Origin of the sequence: Arsenicicoccus cauae, assembly GCF_043162025.1 — a bacterium.
In the GTDB taxonomy this organism is placed as follows: Bacteria; Actinomycetota; Actinomycetes; order Actinomycetales; family Dermatophilaceae; genus Arsenicicoccus; species Arsenicicoccus cauae.
This window is the reverse complement of the sequence record NZ_CP171001.1, coordinates 1,466,096-1,485,135: the sequence shown is the minus strand read 5'-3', so window position 1 is coordinate 1,485,135 and position 19,040 is coordinate 1,466,096. Positions and strand designations below refer to the sequence as shown.

General features: G+C 71.5%; 20 protein-coding genes. 7 read left to right on the top strand and 13 right to left on the bottom strand.

Annotation, left to right across the window (positions count from 1 at the left end; genetic code table 11):
* Positions 1–39: 39 nt before the first annotated feature.
* Positions 40–1,287: a DUF4032 domain-containing protein gene (locus ACF3NS_RS07015; RefSeq protein ID WP_154592338.1), complete on the top strand. Its 1,248-nt coding sequence runs from the start codon at positions 40–42 to the stop codon at positions 1,285–1,287.
* Between the two features lie 94 nt (positions 1,288–1,381).
* Positions 1,382–2,038 (top strand): RDD family protein, encoded by a 657-nt coding sequence (locus tag ACF3NS_RS07010; protein ID WP_195849094.1) that lies wholly within the window; start codon positions 1,382–1,384, stop codon positions 2,036–2,038.
* Between the two features lie 104 nt (positions 2,039–2,142).
* Here the strand turns inward: ACF3NS_RS07010 and rlmB are convergent, their stop codons facing one another.
* Together rlmB and cysS are read right to left on the bottom strand one after the other, a co-directional pair.
* On the bottom strand, positions 2,143–3,147 hold the full coding sequence (gene rlmB / locus ACF3NS_RS07005) for a 23S rRNA (guanosine(2251)-2'-O)-methyltransferase RlmB (RefSeq protein WP_392468815.1): 1,005 nt from the start codon (positions 3,145–3,147) through the stop codon (positions 2,143–2,145).
* Positions 3,148–3,151: 4 nt separating this feature from the next.
* Positions 3,152–4,624: a cysteine--tRNA ligase gene (gene cysS / locus ACF3NS_RS07000; protein WP_392468812.1), complete on the bottom strand. Its 1,473-nt coding sequence runs from the start codon at positions 4,622–4,624 to the stop codon at positions 3,152–3,154.
* Positions 4,625–4,797: 173 nt separating this feature from the next.
* Here cysS and ACF3NS_RS06995 point away from each other — a divergent pair, with 173 nt between their 5' ends.
* On the top strand, positions 4,798–5,013 hold the full coding sequence (locus ACF3NS_RS06995; protein WP_392468810.1) for a TRIC cation channel family protein: 216 nt from the start codon (positions 4,798–4,800) through the stop codon (positions 5,011–5,013).
* Here ACF3NS_RS06995 and ACF3NS_RS06990 read toward each other — a convergent pair.
* Both ACF3NS_RS06990 and ACF3NS_RS06985 read right to left on the bottom strand, forming a co-directional pair.
* The gene (locus ACF3NS_RS06990; protein ID WP_392468808.1) at positions 4,992–6,086 is read right to left on the bottom strand and encodes a helix-turn-helix domain-containing protein; all 1,095 of its coding nucleotides are present in this window, start codon (positions 6,084–6,086) and stop codon (positions 4,992–4,994) included. The genes ACF3NS_RS06995 and ACF3NS_RS06990 overlap by 22 nt on opposite strands.
* 32 nt (positions 6,087–6,118) lie before the next feature.
* On the bottom strand, positions 6,119–7,087 hold the full coding sequence (locus ACF3NS_RS06985; protein ID WP_392468806.1) for an alpha/beta hydrolase: 969 nt from the start codon (positions 7,085–7,087) through the stop codon (positions 6,119–6,121).
* A gap of 162 nt (positions 7,088–7,249) precedes the next feature.
* On the opposite strand from ACF3NS_RS06985, the gene ACF3NS_RS06980 reads away from it, so the two are divergent.
* Positions 7,250–8,452 (top strand): serine hydrolase domain-containing protein, encoded by a 1,203-nt coding sequence (locus ACF3NS_RS06980; RefSeq protein ID WP_392468803.1) that lies wholly within the window; start codon positions 7,250–7,252, stop codon positions 8,450–8,452.
* Between the two features lie 249 nt (positions 8,453–8,701).
* Here ACF3NS_RS06980 and ispF read toward each other — a convergent pair whose 3' ends face one another.
* The 3 genes from ispF to ACF3NS_RS06965 all read right to left on the bottom strand — a co-directional run bounded on the left by ispF (position 8,702) and on the right by ACF3NS_RS06965 (position 10,550).
* Complete coding sequence (gene ispF / locus ACF3NS_RS06975) at positions 8,702–9,190, bottom strand: 2-C-methyl-D-erythritol 2,4-cyclodiphosphate synthase (protein ID WP_154592342.1); 489 nt, start codon at positions 9,188–9,190, stop codon at positions 8,702–8,704.
* Positions 9,187–9,990 (bottom strand): IspD/TarI family cytidylyltransferase, encoded by an 804-nt coding sequence (locus ACF3NS_RS06970; protein ID WP_311966385.1) that lies wholly within the window; start codon positions 9,988–9,990, stop codon positions 9,187–9,189. Before ACF3NS_RS06970 ends, ispF begins: the two co-directional genes overlap by 4 nt.
* A 77-nt stretch (positions 9,991–10,067) precedes the next feature.
* On the bottom strand, positions 10,068–10,550 hold the full coding sequence (locus tag ACF3NS_RS06965) for a CarD family transcriptional regulator (RefSeq protein ID WP_019286970.1): 483 nt from the start codon (positions 10,548–10,550) through the stop codon (positions 10,068–10,070).
* Between the two features lie 241 nt (positions 10,551–10,791).
* On the opposite strand from ACF3NS_RS06965, the gene ACF3NS_RS06960 reads away from it, so the two are divergent.
* A complete protein-coding gene (locus tag ACF3NS_RS06960) occupies positions 10,792–11,358 on the top strand; it encodes a hypothetical protein (protein WP_392468800.1) in 567 nt (188 codons plus the stop codon).
* A 61-nt stretch (positions 11,359–11,419) separates the two neighbouring features.
* On the opposite strand, the gene ACF3NS_RS06955 is transcribed toward ACF3NS_RS06960, so the two are convergent.
* Positions 11,420–12,100 carry a response regulator transcription factor gene (locus ACF3NS_RS06955; RefSeq protein WP_154592344.1) on the bottom strand — a complete coding sequence of 227 codons (681 nt, stop codon included), beginning with the start codon at positions 12,098–12,100 and terminating at the stop codon, positions 11,420–11,422.
* 45 nt (positions 12,101–12,145) lie between these two features.
* On the bottom strand, positions 12,146–13,318 hold the full coding sequence (locus tag ACF3NS_RS06950; protein WP_288798562.1) for a cell wall metabolism sensor histidine kinase WalK: 1,173 nt from the start codon (positions 13,316–13,318) through the stop codon (positions 12,146–12,148).
* Positions 13,319–13,581: 263 nt separating this feature from the next.
* Between ACF3NS_RS06950 and phoU the strand changes: the two genes are divergently transcribed.
* Positions 13,582–14,268, top strand: coding sequence for a phosphate signaling complex protein PhoU (gene phoU / locus ACF3NS_RS06945; RefSeq protein WP_392468796.1), 687 nt, complete (start codon positions 13,582–13,584; stop codon positions 14,266–14,268).
* A gap of 89 nt (positions 14,269–14,357) precedes the next feature.
* Here phoU and ACF3NS_RS06940 read toward each other — a convergent pair whose 3' ends face one another.
* The 3 genes from ACF3NS_RS06940 to mshA are packed head-to-tail and all read right to left on the bottom strand — an operon-like array spanning position 14,358 to position 16,930.
* Positions 14,358–15,101, bottom strand: coding sequence for a phosphoglyceromutase (locus ACF3NS_RS06940; RefSeq protein WP_392468794.1), 744 nt, complete (start codon positions 15,099–15,101; stop codon positions 14,358–14,360).
* Between the two features lie 9 nt (positions 15,102–15,110).
* Entirely contained in the window at positions 15,111–15,683 is a 573-nt protein-coding gene (locus ACF3NS_RS06935; protein ID WP_392468793.1) for a YbjN domain-containing protein, read from the bottom strand.
* On the bottom strand, positions 15,680–16,930 hold the full coding sequence (mshA, locus tag ACF3NS_RS06930) for a D-inositol-3-phosphate glycosyltransferase (protein WP_392468791.1): 1,251 nt from the start codon (positions 16,928–16,930) through the stop codon (positions 15,680–15,682). Before mshA ends, ACF3NS_RS06935 begins: the two co-directional genes overlap by 4 nt.
* 149 nt (positions 16,931–17,079) lie before the next feature.
* On the opposite strand from mshA, the gene ACF3NS_RS06925 reads away from it, so the two are divergent.
* Entirely contained in the window at positions 17,080–17,880 is an 801-nt protein-coding gene (locus tag ACF3NS_RS06925; protein ID WP_288798558.1) for a class I SAM-dependent methyltransferase, read from the top strand.
* Positions 17,881–17,940: 60 nt separating this feature from the next.
* Here ACF3NS_RS06925 and ACF3NS_RS06920 read toward each other — a convergent pair whose 3' ends face one another.
* Positions 17,941–19,020: a LacI family DNA-binding transcriptional regulator gene (locus ACF3NS_RS06920; protein ID WP_392468788.1), complete on the bottom strand. Its 1,080-nt coding sequence runs from the start codon at positions 19,018–19,020 to the stop codon at positions 17,941–17,943.
* Positions 19,021–19,040: the final 20 nt, after the last annotated feature.

Genomic DNA, 19,040 nt, shown 5'->3' with positions numbered 1-19,040 from the left:
ATCCACCGTTGGGCGCAGGGGTTCTGAGACGATGGGGAGATGGCGCTCGAGATCACCGCGGTCCGCCCGGACCCCGCCCTGCTGGACCTGCCGTGGGCCACCCCCCTGGAGGACTGGCCGGAGGAGCGGCTGGCCGCGCTCCCCCGCGGCATCTCCCGGCACATCGTGCGGTTCGTGCGCGTGCCCGAGGGCGTCATCGCGATCAAGGAGATCAAGGACGAGATCGCCTTCCGCGAGTACCACATGCTGCGCGCGCTCAACCGGCTCGCGATCCCGTGCGTGCGGCCCTACGGCGTGGTGAGCGGGCGCGTGGGGGCCGACGGCGAGCCGCTGGACTCCTGCCTGCTCACGCACCACCTGCAGTACTCCCTGCCGTTCCGCGCGTTGTTCAGCCAGACGCTGCGGCCCGACACCGCGACCCGCCTCATCGACGCCCTGGCCGTGCTGCTGGTGCGGCTCCACCTGCAGGGCTTCTGGTGGGGTGACGTGTCGCTGTCCAACACGCTGTTCCGGCGCGACGCGGGGGCGTTCGCGGCCTACGTCGTGGACGCCGAGACCGGTGAGCTGCGCGACCGGCTGTCCGACGGCCAGCGCGAGCACGACCTGGACATCGCCCGCGTCAACATCGCCGGTGAGCTGATGGACCTCGAGGCCGGTGGCCTGCTCCCCGAGGGCAACGACCCGGTCGAGATCTCCAACCAGATCATGGCCCGCTACACCCAGCTGTGGCACGAGTTGACCGGGGTCGAGAGCTACAACGTCGGCGAGCGGTGGCGGGTCGACGAGCGCATCCGCCGCCTCAACCAGCTCGGCTTCGACGTGGACGAGCTGGCCATGTCCACCGACGTCGACGGGACCACCCTGCGCATCCAGCCCAAGGTCGTCGACGCCGGCCACCACAGCCGCCGGCTCCTGCGCCTGACCGGCCTTGACGTCGAGGAGAACCAGGCCCGTCGCCTGCTCAACGACCTGGACACGTATCGCGCCGCGCTCGACGTGCAGGGCGAGGACGAGGCCATCACCGCCACGCGCTGGCTCAACGAGATCTTTCTGCCCATCACCCGCGCCATCCCCGCCGACCTGCGCGGCAAGCTCGAGCCCGCCGAGCTCTTCCACGAGCTGCTCGAGCACCGGTGGTACCTCTCCGAGCGCCACGGGCACGACGTGCCGATCGGGCAGGCGATGGCGGACTACATCCTCACCATCCTGCCGACCAAGCCCGTCGAGGAGACCGTCGTCGGCGTCGACACGGTCGAGATGCCGGTGGTGGCCAGCCGCGAGGAGTGATGCGTCACACGACGTGGTCACGACTTCGCCCATCACCCCGAGGCTGCGCACGGACGGTCCTATGCTTCGCGTCAGGCCATCACGAGGAGTCACCATGACCGACAACAGCACCAACCCGTACGCCGGACCGCCCGCCGGATCGACGCCGTCGGGCTCGACGCCCTACGGCGCCACGACGCCGCAGGCATCGCCCTACGGGCAGGTCCCGGCCTACGGGCAGGTCCCGGCATACGGGCGGGGCGTTGGGACCGTCGAGAGGCTCGAGCCGGCGACCTGGGGCTCGCGCGTGCTCGCCTCCCTGCTCGACAACCTGCTCTCGCTGCCCGGCCTCGCCCTGGTGATGATCGGGCTCGGGGTGGTGGGCAGCGGGACGGGCACCTCGACCGTGGACCCCACGACGGGGGTGGTCGTCACGACCGGCGGCGACCAGGGCAGGCTCACGACGGGCCTGCTGCTCATGGGCGCGGGCTGGGTGGTGGCCCTGGCGATCCAGATCTGGAACCGCTGGGTGCGGGGCGGGCGCGGTCAGTCCTGGGGCAAGAAGGTCATGGGTCTGTGGCTCGTGTCCGAGCGCACCGGCCGACCGATCGGCACGGGCATGGCCTTCGTGCGCGACCTGGCGCACTACCTCGACAGCCTGCCGCTCCACCTCGGCTACCTGTGGCCCCTGTGGGACGATCGCCGCCAGACCTTCGCCGACAAGCTGTGCGGGACCGTCGTCACCACGGTCGAGCCGCGACAGCAGCAGTAGCCGGTCCACGGCCGCAGCCAGGAGCGGAGCACACGCGGATCAGCCGGCCTCCGTCACATCCGCCTGGGGGACGAAGGCCGGCTGATGTGACGGCCGGGGGCAGGTCAGCTAGTGGCGGCGCGCTGGCGAGCGATCTCGTAGAGCGTGACGCCGCAGGCGATCCCGGCGTTGAGCGACTCGTTGCCGGACGCCATGGGGATCGACACGATCTGGTCGCAGGTCTCCCCGACGAGGCGGGACAACCCTTTGCCCTCGGACCCGACGACCACGACGAGCGGCTGGTCCGCGAGGTCCAGCTGGGGCAGCTCGACGTCCCCGTCCATGTCCAGCCCGATGACGAAATAACCCTGCTTGCGATAGTCCTGCAGGGTGCGGGTGAGGTTCGTCGCCTGGGCGACGGGGACGCGGGAGGCAGCCCCCGCCGAGGTCTTCCACGCGGAGGCGGTCATGCCGACGCTGCGCCGCTCGGGGACGACGACGCCGTGGCCGCCGAAGGCTCCGACCGAGCGGATGATGGCCCCGAGGTTGCGGGGGTCGGTGATGCCGTCCAGCGCCACCACGAGCGGGATGCCGGGCGACTGCGGGTCGACGAGCTCGCCGGGGTGGCGGTAGTCATAGGGAGGGATCTGCAAGGCCAGCCCCTGGTGCACGGCGCCGTCGGTGAGGCGGTCCAGCTCCCCACGCGGCGTCTCGAGCATGGGGATGCTGCGCTCGGCCGCGATCTTGAGCGCCTCGCGCACCCGGTCGTCGGAGTCGATCCGGCTGGCGACGTAGATCGTGCTGGCCGGGATCTCGGCCCGCAGTGCCTCGAGGACCGAGTTGCGGCCCGCGACGATCTCGGTGCTGGTGCGGGTGCGGCGCCCGCCGTGGCCGCCTGAGCCTCGGCCGCCGGCGCCACGGCCGGCCCCGTCGGGGCGCGCCCCAGACGTGCCTGCCTTGGCGGCGCGCTGGGCCTGCTTGTAGGCCTTGTGGTTGGGGCGCTCCTCGGCCTTGGGCGTCGGGCCCTTGCCCTCGAGCGAGCGCCGACGCTGGCCGCCGCTGCCCACGGTGGCGCCCTTGCGGGAGGCGCCCTTGCGCATCGCGCCGCGACGCCGGGAGTTGCCGGGCATGGGATCAGTCCTCGGTGTCGGTGGTGCGCGCGTCGCCCGCATCGGGCGTGCGCTCGGAGGTGGGGCGGGCGAGGCTCCAGCGCGCCCCGGAGGGCGAGTCCTCGACGAGGATCCCGGCGGCCGCCAGGTCGTCGCGGATGGCGTCCGCCGTGGCGAAGTCCCGCTCCTTGCGGGCCGTGGCGCGACGGTCGAGCTGCGCCTGGACGAGCACGTCCAGGGCGGAGCGCGCCACGTCCCCCTCGCCGCCGCCGGCGTCCCAGCGCGGGTCGAGGGGGTTGACGCCGAGCACGTCGGTCATCGCCATGACCTGTGCCGCGAGTGCCCGGGCCTGCTCGCGGTCCCCGTCGTCGAGCGCCGTGTTGCCCGCCCTGACGGTGTCGTGGACAACGGCCAGGGCCCCGGAGACTCCGAGGTCGTCGTCCATCGCCGCGCGGAACTCGGCCGGGAACGGCTCGGCCGGCGCGTCCGGCATACCGTGCTCTACCGCACGACGCAGGAAGCCCTCGATGCGCTCGACCGCCGCCTCGGCCTCCGCCAGCGAGCCCTCGTGGAACTCGATGGTGGAGCGGTAGTGCGCCGCTCCGAGGTAGTAGCGCAGCGCGATCGGCCTCGTCCGGCGGGCGATCTCGGTGACGATCAGGGAGTTGCCGAGCGACTTGCTCATCTTTTCGCCCTGGACGGTCACCCAGGCGTTGTGCATCCAGTAGCGCGCGAACCCGAGCCCGGCCGCGTGCGACTGGGCCTGCTCGTTCTCATGGTGCGGGAAGCGCAGGTCGACGCCCCCGCCATGGATGTCGAACTCGTCGCCGAGGTACTTGCGCGCCATGGCGGAGCACTCGAGGTGCCAGCCGGGACGGCCGACGCCGTAGGGGGTCGGCCAGCTCGCGGTGGCGGGCTCGTCGGCCTTCCACCCCTTCCACAGGGCGAAGTCGCGCGGGTCGCGCTTGCCCCGCGGGTCGGCGTCCTCGGCGGCCTCCATGTCGTCGATGGACTGGCGGGTGAGGGCGCCGTAGGCCGGGAAGGACCGCACGTCGAAGTAGACGTCACCGCTGCCGTCGGGCGCGGCGTAGGCGTGCCCCCTGTCGACGAGCGTGTCCATGAGCGTGACCATCTCGGGGATGTGACCGGTCGCGCGCGGCTCGTAGGTCGCGGGCAGCACGCCGAGCAGGTCCAGCGCCGCCGAGGTCTGGCGCTCGTGGTCATAGGACCAGGCCCACCACTCGGCGTCGTTCTCGGCAGACTTGCGCAGGATCTTGTCGTCGATGTCGGTGACGTTGCGCACCAGGGTGACGTCGTAGCCGTGGCCCGCGGTCAGCCACCGCCGCAGGACGTCGAAGGCCACCGCGAACCGCACGTGTCCGATGTGCGGGGCGCCCTGGGTCGTGAGCCCACAGATGTAGATGCCGACCTTGCCCTGGTGCAGGGGGTGGAACTCGCGCAGCTCGCGGGTGGCGGTGTCGTAGATGTGGAGACTCACCCGCACCATGCTACCGGCGGGGCGGGAGGGCCCCCCGACTTCCGGGCCACAGGGACGTGAACAGACGTCCACCATGGGGTCGCCCACCGTTACCCGACGCCCGTGGCGAGCCGCTGAGGGGACGCCGGTACCGCAGTTCTTTCCATGAACGTCTCGACTCGGTCGGATTCGCTGTGCTGGTAATCCTTTCCGAGCTCGGCGGCGGAATGATCCGAGACACGCTGTTGCAGGGCGGCCCGCCGGTCGCGCTCACCGATACGTGGTACTTGATCGTCGTGGGTGCGCCGATGGTGCTCATCGCCAAGGCGAGAGGCTGGACGCTTCCCGGCGAGTCGGCCCGAGTCGGAGTGCGGGCGATCAAACGCCGCTACCCGCGCCAATCCTCCTGAACCAAAGCGGATCTACTCACCCCCGTCGTGGCGGCCGGGGCGGGCAGGTCGAGCACAGTCGACCGACTGAGTCGGTGCATGAGGAAGGCTGTGCCAAGACGGGTGCGGCCGAAACCCTGCAACGGATCGAAGCCGAGGCCGGTCCTTAGCGTGTCGCAGCGGGCTTGCAGTGTGCTGTGGTGGATGTTCAGCTCACGGGCCGCTTCCCGGACCGTCTGCGTCGTCACCAGCGCCTCGACGGTCTCCAATGCCCACGGATGCTGTTGCGCTACAAGGGTGAGACTATCGGCGTGATCATGCTGGGCGTCGTCGTCAGCGTCAGCCAACAGTTCGATCAGGCCGCCGTAGTCGTCGGCCACGACCATCGGCTCACGCGGCGGATCACACAGCCGCAGCGCGACCAGCGCGCTGCGGAACGACCGGTCGAGCCCGCGCACGGACGTGGCGATCCCGATGCCGCCCGGCGCGGCCCGGAACGGCTCGAAGATCTCCGGGACGACGACGACATGGATCGGACCGAAGCGGGTGCCGATCACGTCCTCGGGCCCGGATGGCCGACCCTCCCAGACAGCGAACAGTGGCGCGGCGACGATGCGGTAGCGGCGCGCGGCCACCACTCCGAGCGCCCCGGCGGCGACGAGCCGTTCCTCGACACTGCTGGTGCGCTCGGTCAGCACGCCGAGGTGGCGACGGTTGTCGATCTCGCGCTGACCGCGTCCGTGTCTGATGCGCACGGCGAGCGCGAGCCGTTCGAGGATGATCGCATCGTTGGCCAACGGCGCTTCGTCCCGCTCGAGCCAGACGAGCATGTCGTCTCCCGCCCGGGCGACCAGATCATCGCGCGGCCTGGGCGCCTGCGACCGGTCGATCTCGCCCCGCGGCGACACCCGCATGCCGGCCTGCGACCTGCTCTCACGAAACCCGGCCGTGCATCCGGCCAGCGAGGCCGCCGCGGCCAGCAGTGCTCGGGTGTTGACGTTGCCCACGATGAGCTCGTCGAAGCAGGCGATGACTCGCAGGCCGAGGCTCGAGTTGGGGTCGAGGCGCGCGATGCGTCCGAGGAGTTCTTGCATCTCAGTGCTCCTGGCGAGGTCGGGTCGGCCGATCAGTCGGCAAGGATCTTCTCCACCCAGGCGTTGCGGGTGCGGATCATCGAACGCCCCACGCTGGTGTGCGGCGCGAAGATGTCGCAAGCGTGGAAGGCGCCCGACCACACGTGCAGTTCGGCATCGCCCCCTGCCGCCCAGATGCGTCCGGCGTAGTCGATGGCCTCGTCGCGGAAGATCTCGGCGGCGCCGACGTCGATGAACGCCGGCGGCAGTGCGCTGAGGTCGCCCGCCCGGGCCGGTGCGGCATATGGCGACACGTCGTCGCCACCGCGGCGATCGCCGAGCATCGCCTGCCACGCGGTTTGATTGCTTACCCGGTCCCATACGCCGATGCCGTCGAACTGTCCGGTCGAGGCGGTGATCAGTCGGTCGTCGAGCATCGGGTAGTCGAGCAGTTGGCCGCAGGGACGCGGGCCACCGCGGTCACGTGCGGCAAGGGCGATGCCGGCCGCGAGTCCGCCACCCGCACTGGCGCCGGCGACGAGAATGCGATCGCGACGTACGCCCAGATCTCCCGCCTCGGCGGCAACCCATTCCAGGGCTGCGTACATGTCCTCCCACGGGTACGGGTCGGGAAACTCCGGCGCGAGCCGGTAGTCGACCGTGATGACGGTCGCGCCCAGATCGCTGACCCAGTCGAGCACGAGGTCGAGACCGCTGAACTTGTCGCCGAACATCAACCCACCGGAGTGCGCGTAGAGCACCGTCGGACGCGGCCCCTGTGCGTCGCGCGGTCGGAGAACGGCGGCCGTGAGGTCGGCGCCCTGGTAGCCGGGCAGGACGACGTCCGTGACGTCAATACGATGCTGCCGGAACAGGTCGGTCATCGGCGGAGACGCGTACGAGACCCGCATGAAGTCGATGAGTTCCGGGGTGATGGTCGGCGGGAACATGCCACCCACGACCGCCAATCCGGCGCGTAGCTCAGCGTCGAAGCCGGGCCGCGGCACCGCGTTCACCGTCATGAGAGCTCCTTTGCGCCGACGAGTCCTCGAAGTCTATGGCGGTGCTCGCACCGCACACCCGCCATCTGGCGGGGTGGGCTCGTCGATCTGCGACGCCGCGTCGGTTGTGGTCTGCATCACATCCACGTGAGGGTTGAGCTTCACCGAACGAGAGGAAGATCAGTGAGCGAAAACCTGACTGCCGCGGTCGACGCCGTCGTCCAGCGCGCTTCGCAGGGCCCGAATTCCGGGGAAGGACGAGTGCCAGGCGTCGTCGCCGGTATCACCGATCGGGACAAGGACATCTACCTCGGCGCGTCCGGCGTGCGCGACCTGTCGTCCGACGCCGCGATGACGACCGACACGTCCTTCAACATCTGGTCGACGACGAAGGCGATCACGGCAACCGCCTGCCTCCAGCTGGTGGAGTCGGGCGACCTCGACCTGCAGGCGCCCGCGAAGGAGTACGCGCCCGCCCTCGCCGACGTCAAGGTGATCGACGGCTTCGACGCGGACGGTCAGCCGATCCTGCGTCCGCCGGCCAGCGACCTCACCACCCACCACCTGCTGACGCACACCGCGGGGTTCGGGTACGACTTCTTCAACGAGACCTACAACCGCCTCGCCGAGGAGCACGGCCAGCCGAGCGTGGCCACCGCGACGCGCGCCGCGTTGAACTCTCCGCTGCTGTTCGACCCTGGCACCCAGTGGGAGTACGGAAGCAGCATCGACTGGGCCGGCCAGGTGGTCGAAGGCATCACCGGCAAGCGCCTCGGCGAGGTGTTCCAGGAGCGCATTTTCGCGCCTCTCGGCATGACGTCCTCAGCCTTCGCGCCGACCGAGGAGATGCTCTCGCGACAGGTTCGGCACCACCAGCGCGAGGACGACGGCACGCTCAACCCGAGCGACTTCGCGGTCCCCCCCACGCCCGAGGTCGACTTCGGCGGGCACGGTCTGTTCTCGACCGTGCCCGACTATCTGAAGTTCATCCGCATGTGGCTCAACGAGGGACGCAGCGCCTCCGGCGAGCAGGTGCTGTCGCCGGCGTCTGTCGACCTCGGCTTCACCAACCAGCTTCCCGACAACCTCCAGGTCAAGATGCTGCCGGGCGTCATCAAGTGGCTCTCGAACGACGGCGAGTTCTTCCCCGGCCTGAAGAAGACGTGGTCGTACAGCTTCCAGTACACCGAGGAGCCGTTCCCGACCGGACGACCCGCCGGCGCCATCGGCTGGGCCGGCTTGGCCAACCTCTTCTACTGGATCGACCGCGACAACGGGTTCGGAGGCTTCTGGGCGACACAGATCTTCCCGTTTGGCGACGGTCCCTCGTTCACCGGGTACATCGACTTCGAAACCGCTGCCTACCAAGCGTTTACCAAGAGCTGAACGTTCTGGCGCCCGGGCGACCGGTCGACCACCGTCGGTCGATCGGTCGTCTTGGCATCCGCGTGCGTCGCAGGTTGTCTGCGAGCGCCCACCGTCTACGACACCACCTCGATCATGGCGACGATCGAGGACAGCTTCGGCCTCCCGGTAATCGGCACCCGGGACGGCATGGTCAACAACCTGGGCAACGCGATCGAGGAGGGCAAGGGCCGGCCAGGCCGCGGCCGCCACTGACCCACCTGCGCCTGCCTACCTCGGGTAGACGAGGGCGGTGGCGATTCCGATGATGCCCTCCTCGCGCCCCGGGAAGCCGAGCCCGTCGGTCGTGGCGCCGCCGAGCGAGACCGGTGCACCCACCACCTCGCTCAGCAGCGCCTCGGCCTCGGACCGTCGCCAACCGACCTTGGGGCGGGTGCCGACAACTTGCACGGCGACGTTGCCGATCTCGAACCCCGCCTCGCGCACGATCCGGCAGGACTCGGTGAGCAGCGTGACCCCGCTCGCCCCTGCCCACTGCGGCCGACCGGTCCCGAAGTGCTGCCCGAGATCCCCGAGCCCCGCCGCAGAGAGCACCGCGTTGCACGCCGCGTGCGCCACGACGTCGGCGTCCGAGTGCCCCTCGAGCCCGACCTCGCCCTCCCACAGCAGTCCCGCCAGCCACAGCTCGCGCCCCGACCCCGGCGCCGCGAAGGCGTGGACGTCGGTGCCGATGCCCACGCGAGGGACGACGGGGTTCATGCGATGGCCTCCGGGTCGAGGTCGGGGGTGGTGGACAGCGAGGCCGTATGCCGCTGCGCGCGGACGAGGTCCGCAGGCGTGGTCACCTTGAACGCCGAGGGGTCTCCCTCGACGACGAGCACCTGGTGACCGAGCTGCTCGAGCAGGGCGGCGTCGTCGGTGGCGGAGATGCCGCTGGCGTGGGCCGCCTCGAGCTCGGACCGCACGAAGCCCTGAGGGGTCTGCACGGCACGAAGCCGCGCCCGCGGCGGGGTGGAGTGCACGACCCCGCGCTCGTCGACCACCTTGACCGTGTCGACGACCGGCAGGCCTGGCACCACGGCCACCCAGCCCTCACGCACCGCGTCGGCCACCCGTTCGTACACCTCGAGCGGGGTGAAGCAGCGCGCCGCGTCGTGGACCAGCACCACCTGCGGCTCGACCAGGTCTGCCTGGGGGTCGGCGTCGGTCGACTCGCTGGGGTCGCTGGTGTCGCTGTCGTCTCTGGGTTCGGTGGTGTCGTCGCCCAGCCCGTCGACGAGGGCAGCAAGGCCCGCCGCGACCGAGGCGGTGCGGTCGGCGCCGCCCGCGACCACGTGCACGACGCAGCCCGCGCGGACCCCGTGGACGAGCTCGGTGACCGTCTCGAGGTGGCTCGTGGGAGCCACGACGGCGACCTGCTCGAGGCCCGTCACCTGGAGGGCGGTGCGGAGGCTGTGCTCCAGCAGGGTGCCCCCGCCCACCTCGACCAGGGCCTTGGGCAGGCCGGCGCCCAGCCGGCTGCCCGAGCCGGCGGCGACGATGATGACGGCGACGCTCACGAGGTCACTCTAGACGCGGCGAGGCCCCCACCGCGGGCAGCGGTGGGGGCCTCCGGACGTGGTTGGGGTGGAGCGCCTCAGGAGGCGAGGACCTCGTCGAGGATCGACTCGGCCTTCTCCTCGTCGGTCTTTTCAGCGAGCGCGAGCTCGGACACCAGGATCTGACGCGCCTTGGCCAGCATGCGCTTCTCACCGGCGGACAGGCCGCGGTCCTTGTCGCGTCGCCACAGGTCGCGCACGACCTCGGCGACCTTGTTGACGTCACCCGACGCGAGCTTCTCCAGGTTGGCCTTGTAGCGGCGGGACCAGTTGGTCGGCTCCTCCGCGCACGTGGCCCGCAGGACCTCGAACACGTGGTCCAGGCCCTCCTGCCCGACGACGTCACGCACGCCGACGAGGTCGCAGTTCTCGGCGGGGACCTCGATCGTCAGGTCACCCTGGGACACCTTGAGCTTCAGGTAGATCTTGTCGACACCCTTGATCGTCCGGGTGTTGATCTCCTCGATGAGCGCCGCCCCGTGATGCGGGTAGACGACGGTTTCTCCGACCTTGAACGCCATGTAGTCAAGCCCCTTTCGCGACAGCCACCATATCACGCAAAAGCGCTCGGATAAAGCCCAGGGCCGGGCATTTGTGCAGGTCAGGGCCCACGCGCCACAAGTCGGGATCGTTCAACAGGGTCTTGACGAATGGCCGGCGCCGCGCTATGCGCCGACGACGCGGGCGCGGACGAGCGGACCGATCACGGACCCGACGCGCGTGGGCCGGGCGGGGGGTCTGATGAGGCGATATGGTGTCGCCGTGACCCGTGACGACGCCCACCGCCCCGCGACCCCGACGGCCCGTGCCGCCCGGGTCCGCCGCGCCACCCTCACCCTCGGCACCGTGGCCCTGGTCGCTGCGAGCCTGACCGCGTGCAACAAGACGTCCCCCCAGCAGACGGACGTCGGCTACGCGCCCGCCGACGGCATCGAGGTGGACCTCGGCCAGGTCAAGGTCCGCGACCTGCTGGTCGTCAGCTCAGGCGAGGGCAAGGCCGGAGCCGTCAACGGCCTGCTCGTCAACCAGGGCACCCAGCCCGCCCAGGTGTCCTTCGCCCTCGGGGAGTCCGGTGCCCCGGTCACCGCGACCGTCGACCCCGGCCAGGCGCTCAACCTCGCGTCGCAGCAGGTCACCCTCCCCAGCGTCCCGGCCAAGCCCGGCGCCATGGTCAACCTGCAGGTCGGCACGTCCACCACCGGCATGCAGAACCCCCTCGTCCCCGTGCTGCCCCCGACGGGCTACTACGCGACCGTGACGCCCACGGCGCCCGCACCGAGCACGCCTGCCGCCACCGCGTCGCCGACGGCCACCACGACGCAGGGCTGACGGTCCGGCATACCGAGTCGTCCACGGGCCGCGTGGCGACGACCCAGCCCGTGGACGACCCTCAGACCTCGAACTTGTAGCCCAGCCCCCGGACCGTGACGATGTGCACGGGCGCCCCGGGGTCGGGCTCGATCTTGGCGCGCAGACGCTTGACGTGGACGTCGAGCGTCTTGGTGTCCCCCACGTAGTCGCTGCCCCAGACGCGGTCGATGAGCTGCATGCGGGTCAGCACCCGCCCGGCGTTGCGCAGCAGCAGCTCGAGCAGCTCGAACTCCTTGAGGGGCAGGGCCGTCGGCTCGCCGTTGACCGAGACCGTGTGCCGCTCCACGTCCATGCGGACCGGACCGACCTCGAGGCTCGCCGGCACCAGGTCGTCCGGCTCGCTCATGCGCCGCAGCACCGCCTTGATGCGGGCGAGCAGCTCTCGGCTGGAGTAGGGCTTGGTGACGTAGTCGTCCGCGCCGATCTCGAGGCCCACCACCTTGTCGATCTCACTGTCCTTGGCGGTGAGCATGATGATCGGCACCGACGACCGTTGCCGGATCGAGCGGCACACGTCGACCCCGGACAGGCCGGGGAGCATGAGGTCCAGCAGCACGAGGTCGGTGCTCGACCGGTCGAACTCCGCCAGCGCGTCCGGACCGGTCGCGGCCAGCGCCACGTCATAGCCCTCCTTGCGCAGCAGGTAGGACAACGGGTCCGAGATGGACTCCTCGTCCTCGACCACCAGGATGCGCGTCATACTCACTACCTTTCCTCGTCCGGAGACCTCCGGTCGTGCTCGATGCTAGGGGCGCGGCTGATGCTCGCCCAGGTCGGTCAGCGCGGCGGCGGGGAAGGACAGGGTGAACGTCGACCCCTGCCCCGTCTGGCTCCACAGCCGCACCTCGCCGCCGTGGTTGGCCACGACGTGCTTGACGATGGACAGGCCGAGGCCGGTGCCACCGGTGGACCGCGACCGCGCCGGGTCCACGCGGTAGAAGCGCTCGAAGACCCGGTCCTGCTCGTCCTGCGGGATGCCCGCGCCGAGGTCGCTGACGACCACCTGGACCAGGTCGTCCACGCGCTCCACGGTGACGCGCACGGGCGCGCCGTCGTCGGAGTAGGCCACGGCGTTGTCGACCAGGTTGCGGATCGCCGTGGTCAAGAGCTCCCGGTCGCCGTAGACGACGGCCCGATCCCCCGTCGTGACGGTGATCTCGACCCCCTTGCCCTCCGCCACGAGCCGGCACCGGTCCGCCGCGTCGGCCGCCGCCCCGGCCACGTCCACGGGCACCGGCTCGGTCAGGGTGTCGGCGACCTGCAGGCGGGACAGGTCGACGATCTCCTTGACGAGGCGGGTGAGGCGCTCGGACTCGACCTTCATCCGGCCGGCGAAGCGGTGCACCGCCTCGGGGTCGTCGGCGGCATCCTGCACCGCCTCCGCCAGCAGCACCAGGCCCCCGACCGGTGTCTTGAGCTCGTGCGAGACGTTGGCGACGAAGTCCCGCCGGACCTCGTCCACTCGGTTGGCGTGCGTGCGGTCGTCGACGAGCAGCAGGACATGCCCCGTGGACAGCCGTGCGGCCCGGACGTGGGCGACCATCCGCCCGCGGCCCAGCGGTCCCCTGGGCAGGTCCAGCTCGGTCTCGCGGATCTCGCCCGAGCGCCGCACCTCGCGAGCCAGCTCGACGAGGTCGCGGTGCACCAGCTCGCCCTCGCGGACCAGCCCGTGCTGCACGGCGGCTTGCGTCGAGCGGACCACCGCGTCGGAGTCGTCGAGGACGATGCCGATGGAGCGGAGAACGGCGAGGACGTCCTCGACACCCGGCTGCAGCTCAGGCGCGTCCAGGCTCATGGTCACGAGATCCTGTCCCTTGCGGTCGCGGCGGCGGAGTCGGGCGGACCACCCGGCGGTCATGGTGGACCCGGCGAGGGCAGCGACCACCGCGACAGCGCCGAAGGTCACCGGGAGATCCACGCGACGAGGATACGCAGCCTCCACGGGGGCCGGATGCGCGCCTCGCAGGTCAGCATGGCCGCCGCCCGGGCCGGCACGCACACCGGCGCGATGATCACGCCGCGTGATCGCCAAGTGTTCATCCGTGGTCCTTGGCTCGTTAACGCAGCCCTGGGACGCTCGCCGAGGCGTGAACCTGGGACACACCTGCGCGCCTGCACCTACGATCTCGTTGGGCAGCCGACCTCGACTGCCGACGTCCTGCACCGCTGTGAGAGGAATCCATGCGCGACGCGTTCCATGAGGAGCTCGACCAGATCTCAGACAAGCTCGTCGAGATGTCCCGCCTCACCGGCTCGGCGGTGAGCCGGGCCACCACCGCCCTCCTCGACGCCGACCTCACCCTCGCCGAGTCCGTCATCGAGGCGGACGAGGCCATCGACCGGATGCGCCGCGAGCTCGACGACACCGCGATCGACCTGCTCGCCCGTCAGCAGCCCGTCGCCACCGACCTGCGCATGGTCGTCACCGCCATGCGCATGAGCGCCGACCTCGAGCGGATGGGCGACCTCGCCCGACACATCGCCAAGGTCGCCCGGCTGCGCTACCCCGACTCCGCCATCCCGCCCACCCTGCGCGCCACCATCACGGAGATGGGCCACGCCGCGGAGAAGATCGTCGCCCAGGCCGGCTCGATCATCGCCGGCAAGGACGTCTCGGCCGCCGTTGCGCTGGAGACGCAGGACGACGAGATGGACGCCCTGCACCGCCAGGTGTTCGAGCACCTGCTCGGTGGCCACTGGGACGCCGGGATCCAGGCCGCCGTGGACGTGACCCTCGTCGGGCGCTACTACGAGCGGTTCGCCGACCACGCGGTGTCGGTGTCGCGTCGCGTCATCTACCTCGTCACCGGCGAGTGGGCGCAGGACGGCGCCGAGATCCCCGGCATCGACCCGGGCGACGACGACTGAGCCGACCGAGCGCCCGCCGGCACGGCGAGAGGCCCGCACCCCGGACGGGGGCGGGCCTCTCGCGGCATACGGCCTGAGCGGTCAGCAGGTCACTTGCCCTGGTTGGCCACGGCCTCCGCGGCCGCCTTGGCGGCCTCCGGGTCGAGGTACTCACCACCGGCCACGGTCGGCGCGAGCGAGTCGTCCAGGCGGTAGACGAGCGGCATGCCGGTCGGGATGTTGAGGCCGGCGATGTCGTCGTCGCTGATCCCGTCGAGGTGCTTGACCAGGGCGCGCAGCGAGTTGCCGTGGGCCGCGACCAGCACGGTCTTGCCGTCCTTGAGGTCCGGGACGATGTCGGACTCCCAGTAGGGGATCATCCGGGCGACGACGTCCTTGAGGCACTCGGTCTTGGGCATCGCGTCGCCGAGGTCGGCGTAGCGCGGGTCCCCGGCCTGGCTGAACTCGTTGTCGTCGGCGATCTCCGGCGGCGGGGTGCCGTAGGAGCGGCGCCACAGCATGAACTGCTCCTCGCCGTACTGCTCCTTGGTCTGCTTCTTGTCCTTGCCCTGCAGGTCGCCGTAGTGACGCTCGTTGAGGCGCCAGGACCGCTTGACCGGGATCCAGTGCCGGTCGCACTCGTCGAGGGCGGCGTTGGCCGTGCTGATCGCCCGTCGCAGCAGCGACGTGTGCACGATCTCCGGCAGCAGGCCCGCGTCCTTGAGCTGGCGCCCGCCAGCCGCGGCCTCGGCCCGGCCCTTGTCGGACAGCTGCACGTCGACCCAGCCGGTGAAGAGGTTCTTGGCGTTCCACTCGCTCTCGCCGTGGCGAAGCAGGATGAGGGTGTAGGTCATGGTGCGACCCTATCCCTCGTGCCCCCGCCCCTCACCCGGTGCCTCGTCCTGCGGACCGGTGTCCAGGATGTGGCGGAAGGCGTCAAGGTTGCGGGTGGACTCGCCCCGCGACACCCGCCACGCCCACTCCTTGCGCATCGAGGTGAGGAAACCGATCTGCAGCAGCTCGTCGAAGGGCTCGTCCGCCGCCTCGAGGACCGTGCCGAGCAGCTGGTCGAGGTAGGCCTCGTCGACCCCCGCGAGCGGGACGTGCGAGGTGACGTACACGTCGCCCGAGGCGTCGATGGCGTAGGCCACGCCCGCCATGCGCAGGTTGCGTCGCAGCAGGGCGCGGTAGAACCGCTCGTGGGCCTCGTCGGCGTTGCGGATCACGAACGCGTTGCCGGACAGGCCGCGCTCGCGCACCAGCAGCGACAGCACGGTCTTGAGCTTGTGCTCGCCGGGCAGGGTGACCACGACCTCACCCTCGCGCGCTCCCCGCTCCCAGTCGAGGCCCTGCTCGCTGACGAAGGCCTCGACCGCGGCGAGGACCGCCTCGGTGCTGGTCCGGTCGGTGTGGGTCGGGTGCGCGTCGTCGGTCACGAGGCCAGGCTACGGCGTCGGGCAAGGACGTCCTGGTAGACGCCGACCAGCCGGTCCGTGGTCGCCTCCCAGGAGAACGCCTCGGCGTGCCGGGCGGCGCGGGCCCGTAGGCCGGGGAGGTCGCCGTGGTCGAGCAGGGACGCGACGGCGTCGGCCCAGGCACGAGGGTCGTGACCGCCGACGAGCACGCCGGCCTCCCCCACCGCCGTCGGCAGGCCACCGACGCGCGTGGCGGCCACGGGCGCTCCGCATGCCAGCGCCTCGACGGCCACCAGGCCGAAGGACTCGTTGTAGGACGGGACGGCCACCACGTCGGCCGCCCGGAACCAGTCGGCGAGCTCGGTGCGGGTGCTCTGCTGGTGCCAGATCATCTGGTCGCCGACGCCCAGCTCGGCGGCCAGGCGTCGCAGGAAGTCCGGGTCGCCGTACCCGCCCCCGCTGTCACCCCCGAGGACGGCGACCCGCAGCCGTGGCCGCAGCTCGGGGCGGCGGGCGAGCAGCTCCGCGGCGGCGCGGACCAGGACGTCGGGGGCCTTGAGCGGCTGGATCCGTCCGACGAAGAGCAGCAGCACCACGTCGGCGGGCAGCTCCAGCCGAGCACGTGCCTCGCCCTGGTCACCGGGGTGGAAGACCTCGAGGTCCACGCCTGGGGGGACGACGGCCACGCGGTCGGGCGGGGCGGCATACAGCTCGATCAGCTCGCCGCGCTCGATGTCGGTGTTGGCGACCAGGTGGTCCGCCGCGGCGACCACCTGCTCCTCGCCGATCTCCCGGCCGGCAGGCTCGGGCGAGTCCCCTTGCGCCAGCTGGAGATTCTTGACCTTGGCCATCGTGTGCATGGAGTGGACGAGAGGCACCTGCCAGCGGTCGGCGGCCAGCCAGCCGACCTGGCCGGAGAGCCAGTAGTGCGAGTGGACCAGGTCGTAGTGCCCCTCCGGGCTCATCGCCTCGGTGCGCATCACCCCGGCCGCGAAGGCGCACAGCTGGCCCGGGAGGTCCATCTTGCCGAGGCCCTCGAAGGGGCCGGCCGTCACGTGCCGGACCGTGACGCCGTCGTCGAGCGGCACCGTCGGGGCCTGCCGACCGGATGTGGCGCGGGTGAACACGTCGACCTCGATGCCCCGTCGGGCGAGCCGGCGGGCGGTCTCGGCGACGTAGACGTTCATGCCGCCGGCGTCACCCCGGCCGGGCGTGGCGAGCGGGGACGTGTGGACGCTCAGCATGGCGACGCGGTGCAGCCCGGGCATGGGACCTCCGTGGGTGACGACGGGTCGTGGGTGCAGAGGGCGACCTCGGCGGCCCTGCTCGCGACAACCGGCACGTGCCGGGCGGCATTCCCCGTGCGCCTCGGCGCCCGGGGAGGCCCAGGGCACGGTGCGCGACCTAGGCTGGGCCGGTGGCCCGCACCTCCCCCATCGGCACCGTGACGCGCGGGACGACCAACCCCAACCGGCTGCGCCGCTGCGACCGCTGGCTCGCAGGCCCGCAGGCCTGGCGGCTGCGATCAGCCGAGTCGTCGCCGATCGCGGTGGACCTCGGGTATGGCGCCTCCCCCGTCACCGCGGTCGAGCTGCACGCGCGCCTGGCGACCGTGCGACCGGACGTGCGTGTCGTGGGCATCGAGATCGAGCCGTCCCGGGTGGAGCTGGGGCGACCTCTCGAGAGGCCGGGGCTGCGCTTCCGCCTGGGCGGGTTCGAGGTTCCTCTGGACGGTGAGTCCGCCACCGTGGTGCGGGCGTTCAACGTGCTGCGGCAGTACTCCGAGGAGGAGGTCCCGGCGGCCTGGGCGCGGCTGTGCTCGCGCCTCGCGCCCGACGGCCTGCTGGTGGACGGGACGTGCGACGAGATCGGGCGGCTCGCGTCCTGGGTCGCCCTCGACCGCACGGGCCCGCTGTCGCTGACCTGCTCGTGGCACCTGCGGGGGCTGGCCCGGCCGGGCGTCGTGGCCGAGCGCCTGCCCAAGTCGCTGATCCACCGCAACGTCCCCGGCGAGCGGGTGCACGACTGGCTCTGCGCGGTCGACATGGAGTGGGCGCGGCAGGCGCCGCTGGCGAGCTATGGCGCGCGGCAACGGTTCGTGGCGGTGGCACGTGGGCTGCGTGACGCGGGGTGGCCGGTGCTCGACGGGCCCGCCAGGTGGCGGCTGGGCGAGCTGACCGTGGCCTGGTCCGCGGTCGCCCCGACCGGGTCCGCCTGACCTCGACACCCCGCCTCGGGTCGTCATGGTCGCCTGAGAGACCAGGGCGGTCCGACGTGGCTACCTCGGGCAGGTCGTGGTGCCGAGACGCAGGCGCGTCGGGTGCTCCTCGTCGGGCACCACCTCGCCGTCGAGCAGCCGCCGGAGCATGTCGCCGAGCCGACGCCCCTTGCCCCGCCCGTCCTGCTCGACCGTCGTCAGCCTCCCCTCGAACCACGGCAGCTCGATGCCGTCGAACCCCACGACGCTGAGGTCGTCGGGCACCGACAGCCCGCGGTCGGTGGCGGCCCGGATCACCCCCGCCGCCAGCAGGTCGGACTGAGCCACCACCGCCGTGGGTCGGGGGACCGCGTCGAGCAGCAGGGCGGCGGCCTGCGCACCGCCGTCGATGGACAGGCCGGCCGACTGCACCATCGGGAGGTCCGGGCCCAGCCGGTCGACGAACGCGAGCGCCCGGTCCCGCGCGTCCGGGTAGGCGGCCGCGTCGACGTCGGCGACGGTGACCGGCCCCGCCGGTGCCCCGGGGCCGAGGGGCATGGCCAGCATGGCGATCCGCTCGTGACCGAGGCCGCGCAGGTGGTCCACGAGCTCGCCGGTCGCGGCCCGGTCGTCGATCCGCAGCTGCACGACGCGCTCGTCGACGGGGGCGCCGGTGCCGAGCATCGGGATCCCGCGGGCCGCCACCTGGTCGACCAGCGCCGACGTGGTCGGGCCGCACAGGGCGAAGACGAGGGCGTCGAGGGCCTGTCCGGCCACCAGCCGGGCCGCGTGCTCCGCCCCACCGGGGGGCTCCGGCACGAGCAGCATGCCCATCCCGAGCTCGTCGAGGACCTGCCCGAGCCCGTCGAGGACGGAGACGGCGTAGGGGTCCTGGAAGGCATAGCCGAGCGCACCCTCGACGTGCACCCCGACCACGCCGGACCGCCCGTGACGCAGCGACGAGGCGAGTGGGTCAGGCCCGGCATACCCCAGGGTCTCGGCGGCCGCCCGCACCCGCTCGGCGGTCGCGGGCGACACGCCCTGCTTGCCGCTGTAGACCAGGGAGGCAGTCGAGATCGAGACGCCTGCCTCGTCGGCGACCTCGCGCAGGGTGGGTCTGCGGTGCGGCATCCGCGTGGTGGATTGACCTTGACGTCCCATGTCGACATACTATCGAATCG

What these genes read in the sequence shown, in the direction of transcription:
- ispF (WP_154592342.1), bottom strand. Translation starts at nt 9,190, where the DNA reads ATGAACCCCGTCGTCCCTCGCGTGGGCATCGGCACCGACGTCCACGCC.
- ACF3NS_RS06985 (WP_392468806.1), bottom strand. Translation starts at nt 7,087, where the DNA reads ATGACGGTGAACGCGGTGCCGCGGCCCGGCTTCGACGCTGAGCTACGC.
- rlmB (WP_392468815.1), bottom strand. Translation starts at nt 3,147, where the DNA reads ATGCCCGGCAACTCCCGGCGTCGCGGCGCGATGCGCAAGGGCGCCTCC.
- ACF3NS_RS06965 (WP_019286970.1), bottom strand. Translation starts at nt 10,550, where the DNA reads ATGGCGTTCAAGGTCGGAGAAACCGTCGTCTACCCGCATCACGGGGCG.
- phoU (WP_392468796.1), top strand. Translation starts at nt 13,582, where the DNA reads ATGCGCGACGCGTTCCATGAGGAGCTCGACCAGATCTCAGACAAGCTC.
- ACF3NS_RS06940 (WP_392468794.1), bottom strand. Translation starts at nt 15,101, where the DNA reads ATGACCTACACCCTCATCCTGCTTCGCCACGGCGAGAGCGAGTGGAAC.
- ACF3NS_RS06990 (WP_392468808.1), bottom strand. Translation starts at nt 6,086, where the DNA reads ATGCAAGAACTCCTCGGACGCATCGCGCGCCTCGACCCCAACTCGAGC.
- mshA (WP_392468791.1), bottom strand. Translation starts at nt 16,930, where the DNA reads ATGCCCGGGCTGCACCGCGTCGCCATGCTGAGCGTCCACACGTCCCCG.
- ACF3NS_RS07015 (WP_154592338.1), top strand. Translation starts at nt 40, where the DNA reads ATGGCGCTCGAGATCACCGCGGTCCGCCCGGACCCCGCCCTGCTGGAC.
- ACF3NS_RS06920 (WP_392468788.1), bottom strand. Translation starts at nt 19,020, where the DNA reads ATGGGACGTCAAGGTCAATCCACCACGCGGATGCCGCACCGCAGACCC.
- ACF3NS_RS07010 (WP_195849094.1), top strand. Translation starts at nt 1,382, where the DNA reads ATGACCGACAACAGCACCAACCCGTACGCCGGACCGCCCGCCGGATCG.
- ACF3NS_RS06955 (WP_154592344.1), bottom strand. Translation starts at nt 12,100, where the DNA reads ATGACGCGCATCCTGGTGGTCGAGGACGAGGAGTCCATCTCGGACCCG.